This is a genomic window from Microbacterium sp. H6, assembly GCF_003314775.1.
GTDB classification, from domain to species: domain Bacteria; phylum Actinomycetota; class Actinomycetes; order Actinomycetales; family Microbacteriaceae; genus Microbacterium; species Microbacterium oxydans.
This window is the reverse complement of record NZ_QOAY01000064.1, coordinates 1-4,802: the sequence shown is the minus strand read 5'-3', so window position 1 is coordinate 4,802 and position 4,802 is coordinate 1. Positions and strand designations below refer to the sequence as shown.

Genomic DNA, 4,802 nt, shown 5'->3' with positions numbered 1-4,802 from the left:
CCACGCGACCTGAGGAATTCCGATGAGCAACTCTGGGGAATTTCGATGAGCGCCATCAGCCTGTCGCGATTCGGGTGGCACTCCGTAGGGGATCCGACCTTGGATTCGGAGGTGATACTTGACTCTGACACTGTGGAAGGCGAAAGAACTGAGACATGTTATCCATCGGAGCCTTCGCGCAGATCGGCCAGGTGACCCATCGGATGCTGAGGCATTGGGATACCGCTGGTCTGCTCGTACCAGCTCACGTGGACGAGTACAGCGGCTACCGCTCCTACGATCCCTCGCAACTTGAACGCTTGCATCGGATCGTCGCACTGCGCCAACTCGGCTTCGGTCTCGACGATATCTCGTCGATTCTCGACCGCGGAGTCGATGCAAATCGCATCTCCGCACTATTGCGCATCCGGCGCGCTGAGGTCGAGCAGGAACACCGCATCGCCGCTGACCGACTCGTTGACGTGGAACGACGGCTCCAACTTATCGAGAAGGAGAACCACATGTCCCAGATAGAGATCGTTGAGAAGTCGCTACCCGCTGTCCGCCTGGCTGCCCACCGCGTCGTCGTCGCAGATCAACCTTCGGTCGCAAGTGTGGTGGGCCCCGCCTTCGATGCCGTTGCCGAGATCATCGGTGATGAGTGTGGAGCTCTGACGACGCCGATCGCACAGTACGAGACGATTGAAGACGGTCTGCAAGTCATCGCCGGCTACGCCTACAACGGGCCAGTCCGCGATGGGATCGAACTTGTTGACCTGCCCGCTGCCGAAGCAGCCGTCTGCGGCATCCATCTCGGTTCCATGGCACACATCGCCGAGAGCTGGCAGGCGATCCACGCTGAGATTTTTGCTCGCGGGCTTGTCCACGCGGGACCATGTCGGGAACTGTATGTCCGGGCAGTCTCGGAAAACCAATCCGATTGGGTGACCGAGTTGCAGCAGCCCGTGCGTCGCAGTTGAATACCGTCTACGGTGGGCACGCCGTCATAGTTTTCGGCGCGTGCCCACCTGCCGGAAACGATCGATTCCGGGTCGGTCGACGACGGCGCTGGCTGGGTGTGCCGCAAACGCGTGCCGTATCGAAACCCGGTTTCGGGGGAGACGGTTTCGGGGCAGAGTTTCGGTACTGGTTACGTAGCTACAGGGGCGAGGAGCGTGGTCTGAATCTTGTGGGATACGGCCTCGCGCAGCGGGCGTACTGCTTCGGCGTCCCACGCCTCCGGGTTGGGGAACGACCATTCCAACACTTCCCCCCGCGGGGTTACTGGCAGCGCTAGGCCGGGCTTCATCAGCACAACGACGTCGGCAGTCTCCAAGTCGCCGGGGGTGACTTCCCGCGGCACCCGATCGGTGATATCCATCCCCAGCTCCGCGACGGTCGCGGCCACGGCGGGGTTCACCTCATCAGCGGGCGAGAGGCCGGCGGAGTCCGCCGTGAACCGGTCGCCCGCGAGGTGTTGGAGCAAGGCTGCGCCGAGTTGCGACCGGCCGGCGTTGTGCTGGCAGATGAACAGGACGGTGGGAGTGGTGGCGCTCATGGGGTCTTTTCTGTCGGGTTAGCGGTCGGCGAGTCGGGGGGCAAGTTCGGTGATGCGACGTTCCAGCTCGTCGTAGGCCGCATCGAAGGCTTCATCGGAGCCGACTCGCACTGGGTCAGGGATCGACCAATGCAGGTTCCCCGTGACCCCGAGTTCTTCATGCGCGTTGTCGCAGACCGTGATGATGAAATCCTCATCGGTGCGAACGTCATCCAGCGTTCGCGGCGTATCGGCGGAGAGTGGGAGCGCGTGGCGTTCGGCCGTTGCGACCGCGCCAGGAGCGACATGCGCGGCGGGGTGCGTTCCGCCCGAGGCCGCGGGGATGCTGCTGCGTGTCGCCCACAGTGCGGCGGCGAGCTGTGATCGCGCCGAGTTGGCGGTGCACACGAACACCACCCGACCGGCCTGCACTGTTTTGCCGGGGGTGAGGTCGGCTAGTGCTGTGTCCGTCAGGTGCACGTAGCTGCGGCGTTTGTCGGCCTCGGATCGCGAGCGGGCGACCATTCCCACCGATTCGAGGACGTTGAGGTGGTGCGTCACCAGGTTCGACGGCAACCCGAGCGCGACGCGGATCTCTGACGGGGACAGATCGCCCAGCGTGAGTAGATCGACGATCCGCAAGCGCGACGGGTCACCGAGCGCCGCGTGCCGTGCTGCACGTGCCGCCACCAGGTCTATTCGGTCGACGTTCATTGTTTCAATCTTGACTGAACTACCTACCGCGGGTCAAGATGATGCCGACATGAAACCTTTGCTCGCTCCCTCGCCTCCTAGCCGGCCCCACCTCGCGCGGCGGGCTGCCGCCGAGTTCGTCGGCACAGGGCTTCTTGTCACCGTCGTTGTCGGGTCGGGGATCGCGGCGCAGCGCCTGTCGCCGCGCGACGTTGGGTTGCAGCTTCTCGAGAACAGCCTGACCACCGCTCTCGGCCTGGCCGTGCTGATCCTGATGCTCGGCCCCGTGTCCGGGGCGCACTTCAACCCCCTCGTGTCGATCGCGGACTGGCTGCTTGGCCGCAGTGTCGGGACTGGGCTCCCGCTGCGCGACCTCGGCCCATACGTGGCTGCACAAGTCTTGGGCGGTGTCGCCGGGACGTTCCTTGCCGGCGTCATGTTTGACACCGCACCCGCGTTCTCCGAGAACCAACGCGCGACCGGCGGGCACCTTGTCGGGGAAGTCGTGGCCACCGCAGGGCTCGTGCTGCTGATCTTCGCGCTCGCCCGCACCGGAAACGGGCGGGTCACCGCGGCAGCGGTTGGCGCGTACATCGGAGCCGCGTACTGGTTCACCAGCTCCACCTCATTCGCGAACCCTGCAGTGACGATAGCCCGCATGTTCACCGACACCTTCGCCGGTATCGCCCCTGCCGCCGTCCCACCGTTCATCCTCGCTCAGCTCGTCGGCGCCGCCCTAGGCCTCGCACTGCTGCTGATCTTCTATCCCACAGCCGCCCGCACCGCCGGCGATGTTGTGGTCCCCGTGCAACCCGAAACTCAGCCCTGAAAGGCACCCCCCATGCACCTTGTAGCCATCGGCGGAAGCGACGCCGGAATCTCCACCGCCCTCCGTGCCCGCGAACTCGATCCCACCGTCGACGTCACTGTCGTCGTGGCCGACTCCTACCCGAACTTCTCCATCTGCGGCATCCCGTACTACTTCTCCCGCGAAGTGCAGCCCTGGCAATCCCTCGCTCACCGCACCCATGCCGACCTCGAAGCCACCGGCATGAACCTCCGCCTGGACACTCTCGCCACCGGCATCGACGTCACCGGCCGCAAGCTCACCGTGCGCGACGCGAACGGCACCGAATCGACCATCCCGTACGACGCCCTGATGGTCGGCACCGGAGCATCCCCGTCGACCGCCGGCATCACCGGCCTCGACCAGCTTGGCCCCGATGACGGCGTGCACCTCTTGCACTCGATGGGCGACACCTTCGCCCTAGAGCGCTACCTCGACGACCACCAGCCCGAAACCGCCATCATCGTCGGCGCCGGCTACGTCGGCCTCGAAATGGCCGAAGCCCTCACCGTTCGCGGCCTCCACGTCACCCAACTCCAGCGCGGCTCCGAAGTTCTCTCCACCCTCGACCCCGAATTGGGCTCCCTCGTTCACGACGAGCTCACCCGCCACGGCGTCAACGTCCTCACTGGAACCCGCATCGAAGCCGTCACCCGCAACGCCGGCCGTCTCACCGTCGCCGGCACCCGGGACAGCGACGTGTTCTCCCAAAGTGCAGACCTCGTGCTCGTCGTCGTCGGCGTCCGCCCCAACACCAGCCTCCTCACCGGAGCCGGCGCAACCACCGGCTCCGGGGGCGCGGTCGTCGTCGACGAGCACATGCGCACCGGGCTCCCAAACGTCTGGGCAGCCGGCGACGGCGTGGTCACCCACCACCGCCTCCTCGGCGTCACCTACCTGCCCCTCGGCACCACCTCCCACAAGCAAGGCCGGGTCGCGGGAGAGAACGCGATTGGCGGTAACACCCGATTCTCCGGCAGTCTCGGCACTCAGGTCGTGAAGGTGTTCGACGTCGTGGCCGCCCGCACGGGCCTCCGCGATCACGAGGCCACCAAGTACAGCCCGTACAGTTACACCGCGATCGCAGACGACCACAAGCGCTACTACCCCGGAGCCACCCCAATCAGCATCCGCGTCACCGGCGACACCCGCGACGGCCGCCTCCTCGGCGCGCAACTCGTCGGCGCCCGCGGGGCTGAAATCTCCAAGCGCATAGACACCTACGCCACCGCCCTGCACCACGGCATGACCGTCGCCGCGATGAGCGACCTCGACCTCTCCTACACACCGCCGCTGGGGTCGCCGTGGGATGCCGTACAGATTGCTACCCAAGCATGGGAGCGGGACGCGCGCCCGCTCACTTCCGTGCTCTAAGCGGCCGGCTCCTTTTGTAGGTTTCCGCAAGCGTTCAAAACTGATCGTTTCTGACTGAGTTGCGAGCGGGCCGCGATTGCGTCTGCCGAAAAGGTGGTGCGAAACCGGGTTCCGGCGGGGGTTTCGGCTGATTCGCTCACTGTGCGTGTGGGTGGCGAGACCTAGGGCGTGTCTGAGAAATAGATCGGCGGCTCGCTGAGAGACTCTGATCGTGTCTCGGTTTCAGATGCTCTCGGATGCTCAGTGGTCGTTGATCGAGGAGATGCTGCCGCGCCCAACCGGGCGCAAGGGGCGGCCGTTCTCGGACGCGAGCCTGGCTATGTCAAGCTGAAGTGGCCCAGGGATGTCGCTCTGAACTGGCCCACGTGAGCC

Annotated in this window: 5 protein-coding genes and 1 pseudogene; 4 read left to right on the top strand and 2 right to left on the bottom strand. The window is 65.3% G+C overall.

The annotated features are described in order from the left end of the window. Nucleotides 1-155: 155 nt before the first annotated feature. Nucleotides 156-959, top strand: a complete 804-nt coding sequence (locus DSP71_RS04420; protein WP_113680455.1) for a MerR family transcriptional regulator — start codon at nt 156-158, stop codon at nt 957-959. Between the two features lie 170 nt (nt 960-1,129). On the opposite strand, the gene DSP71_RS04415 is transcribed toward DSP71_RS04420, so the two are convergent. Both DSP71_RS04415 and DSP71_RS04410 read right to left on the bottom strand, forming a co-directional pair. Then, the gene (locus DSP71_RS04415; protein ID WP_113680454.1) at nt 1,130-1,537 is read right to left on the bottom strand and encodes a low molecular weight phosphatase family protein; all 408 of its coding nucleotides are present in this window, start codon (nt 1,535-1,537) and stop codon (nt 1,130-1,132) included. Nucleotides 1,538-1,555: 18 nt separating this feature from the next. Continuing rightward, complete coding sequence (locus tag DSP71_RS04410; RefSeq protein WP_113680453.1) at nt 1,556-2,230, bottom strand: helix-turn-helix domain-containing protein; 675 nt, start codon at nt 2,228-2,230, stop codon at nt 1,556-1,558. Nucleotides 2,231-2,279: 49 nt separating this feature from the next. On the opposite strand from DSP71_RS04410, the gene DSP71_RS04405 reads away from it, so the two are divergent. The 3 genes and pseudogenes from DSP71_RS04405 to DSP71_RS04395 all read left to right on the top strand — a co-directional run. Beyond that, nucleotides 2,280-3,038: an MIP/aquaporin family protein gene (locus tag DSP71_RS04405; protein WP_113680452.1), complete on the top strand. Its 759-nt coding sequence runs from the start codon at nt 2,280-2,282 to the stop codon at nt 3,036-3,038. Nucleotides 3,039-3,050: 12 nt separating this feature from the next. Beyond that, the gene (locus DSP71_RS04400; RefSeq protein WP_113680451.1) at nt 3,051-4,430 is read left to right on the top strand and encodes an FAD-dependent oxidoreductase; all 1,380 of its coding nucleotides are present in this window, start codon (nt 3,051-3,053) and stop codon (nt 4,428-4,430) included. Nucleotides 4,431-4,641: 211 nt separating this feature from the next. Continuing rightward, nucleotides 4,642-4,740, top strand: a pseudogene (locus DSP71_RS04395) (IS5/IS1182 family transposase); the annotation flags it as partial. Nucleotides 4,741-4,802 lie beyond the last annotated feature (62 nt).